The sequence below is a fragment of the Algoriphagus terrigena DSM 22685 genome (assembly GCF_000429445.1).
GTDB lineage: Bacteria > Bacteroidota > Bacteroidia > Cytophagales > Cyclobacteriaceae > Algoriphagus > Algoriphagus terrigena.
The window spans coordinates 1-3023 of the sequence record NZ_AUBW01000051.1; the positions used below are offsets into that span (position 1 = coordinate 1).

The window sequence follows — 3023 nt, forward strand, 5'->3', positions numbered from 1 at the left end:
TCCGTTGCCGGAGGATCATGCGTACACATACTATCTTAAGTTCTGCCGGTGTAGTTCATCGGTCACCCGACAGCTGACACCCAGCATAAATCAACACATATCAGTAGAAATTGTAACAAACCGTAGGTAAGCTTTTGGGCAATTAGTACTGCTCGGCTATGCCATTGCTGACTTTACACCTGCAGCCTATCAACGTCATCGTCTCTGACGGCCCTATATGGAAGTCTCATCTTGAGGGGAGTTTCGCACTTAGATGCTTTCAGCGCTTATCTCTTCCCGACGTAGCTACCCGGCAATGCAATTGGCATCACAACCGGTACACCAGCGGTCAGTCCAACCCGGTCCTCTCGTACTAAGGTCAGGTCCTCGCAAACTTCCCACGCCCGCAACAGATAGGGACCGAACTGTCTCACGACGTTCTGAACCCAGCTCGCGTGCCACTTTAATCGGCGAACAGCCGAACCCTTGGGACCTTCTCCAGCCCCAGGATGTGACGAGCCGACATCGAGGTGCCAAACCTCCCCGTCGATATGAGCTCTTGGGGGAGATCAGCCTGTTATCCCCAGCGTACCTTTTATCCTTTGAGCGACGGCCCTTCCATTCAGAACCGCCGGATCACTATACCCGTGTTTCCACCCTGCTCGGCTTGTCGGCCTTACAGTCAAGCTCCCTTATGCTATTGCACTCCTCGTACGGTTACCAAGCGTACTGAGGGAACCTTTGGAAGCCTCCGTTATCCTTTTGGAGGCGACCACCCCAGTCAAACTACCCACCAAGCAATGTCCCCCGTATGGGGTTAGATACCAAACAAACAAAGGGTGGTATTTCAACAGTGGCTCCACAGATCCTGGCGAACCCGCTTCATTGCCTCCCACCTATCCTACACATCATTTGTCCAGTACCAATGCTAAGCTGCAGTAAAGGTGCATGGGGTCTTTCCGTCCCGTTGCGGGTACGCGGCATCTTCACCGCGACTACAATTTCACCGAGCTCATGGTTGAGACAGCGCCCAGATCGTTACACCATTCGTGCAGGTCGGAACTTACCCGACAAGGAATTTCGCTACCTTAGGACCGTTATAGTTACGGCCGCCGTTTACTGGGGCTTCGATTCAATGCTTCTCTTGCGATGACATCCCCTCTTAACCTTCCAGCACCGGGCAGGTGTCAGGCCTTATACTTAGTCTTGAAACTTTGCAAAGCCATGTGTTTTTGTTAAACAGTCGCCTGGGCCTCTTCACTGCGGCCCCCATCGCTGGGGGCGCCCCTTCTCCCGAAGTTACAGGGCCATTTTGCCGAGTTCCTTAACCATGATTCACTCGAGCACCTTAGGATTCTCTCCTCGACCACCTGTGTCGGTTTGCGGTACGGGTAATTATACGCTTAACGCTAGAAGTTTTTCTTGGAAGCCCTTAGGATCACTATCTGATTGTCCGAAAACGCTCAGTACTATCAGCTTCGGCTAGTCCAACGCATTTAACTATCGGACCAATACCTACTGCCTTTAACCCGGTATTCCGTCACCGGGCGGATCTTTCATCACTCCGTCACTCCATTGCCTGTATAACCAGTATGGGAATATTAACCCATTGTCCATCCACTACCCCTCTCGGGTTCGCGTTAGGTCCCGACTAACCCTGATCCGATTAACGTTGATCAGGAAACCTGGGTCTTACGGTGGGCGGGTTTCTCGCCCGCCTTATCGTTACTTATGCCTACATTTGCTTTTCCAAAAGCTCCAGCACCCCTTACAGGATACCTTCACCGCCGTTGGAATGCTCCCCTACCACTCGTCCATTGCTGGATCGAATCCTTCGCTTCGGTACTAGATTTGATGCCCGATTATTATCGACGCCCTGTCGCTCGACCAGTGAGCTGTTACGCACTCTTTAAAGGAATAGCTGCTTCCAAGCTAACCTCCTGGCTGTCTCTGCAACTGGACCACCTTTGTTCAACTTAATCTAGATTTGGGGACCTTAGCGGAAGGTCTGGGTTCTTTCCCTCTCGGACTGGGACCTTAGCACCCCAGCCCTCACTGCCGGTTCTGTATGACGGCATTCGGAGTTCGTCAGGATTTGGTAGGATGTGACTCCCCCTAGTCCTATCGGTAGCTCTACCTCCGTCATACAATTCCCGACGCTGTTCCTAAAAACATTTCGGGGAGTACGAGCTATTTCTCAGTTTGATTAGCCTTTCACCCCTACCCACAGCTCATCCGGAAGCTTTTCAACGCTTATCGGTTCGGTCCTCCAGTTGGTTTTACCCAACCTTCAACCTGGCCATGGGTAGATCACTAAGTTTCGCGTCTACCCCCTCCGACTCAATCGCCCTTTCAGACTCGCTTTCGCTCCGGGTACGGCACTGAATGCCTTACCCTTGCCAGAGAGGAGTAACTCGTAGGCTCATTATGCAAAAGGCACGCCGTCACCACATCGCGTGGCTCCGACCGCTTGTAAGCGCACGGTTTCAGGTTCTATTTCACCCTCCTATTCGGAGTACTTTTCACCTTTCCCTCACGGTACTCGTTCACTATCGGTCTCTCAGGAGTATTTAGCCTTACCGGATGGTGCCGGCAGTTTCAATCGGGATTTCTCCGGTCCCGACCTACTCAGGATACCCGTCTCGATCACAATCCTTCCAATACGGGACTCTCACCCCCTACGGTCTGCTTTCCCACGCAGTTCTCGTCGGATTGTTCTCAATTATACAGGTCCTACAACCCCGTCCATGCCGTAACATGAACGGTTTGGGCTCCTCCGCGTTCGCTCGCCACTACTTACGGAATCATTGTTATTTTCTCCTCCTATGGGTACTTAGATGTTTCAGTTCCCCACGTTCGCTTTCCTTACGGAATAGTCTTTACAGACTGGGTTGCCCCATTCGGACATCCACGGATCAATTCGTATTGGCCGATCCCCGTGGCTTTTCGCAGCTTATCACGTCCTTCTTCGCCTCTGAGAGCCTAGGCATCCCCCGTGCGCCCTTAATCACTTACTTCTACTTGCTCCCGTATCACTACGGGAT

Annotated in this window: 1 rRNA gene; it reads right to left on the reverse strand. The window is 52.2% G+C overall.

Going from position 1 to position 3023, the window contains the following annotated elements:
* Positions 1 to 122 precede the first annotated feature (122 nt).
* Positions 123 to 2996, reverse strand: a 23S ribosomal RNA gene (locus G459_RS0123815).
* Between the last annotated feature and the right edge of the window lie 27 nt (positions 2997 to 3023).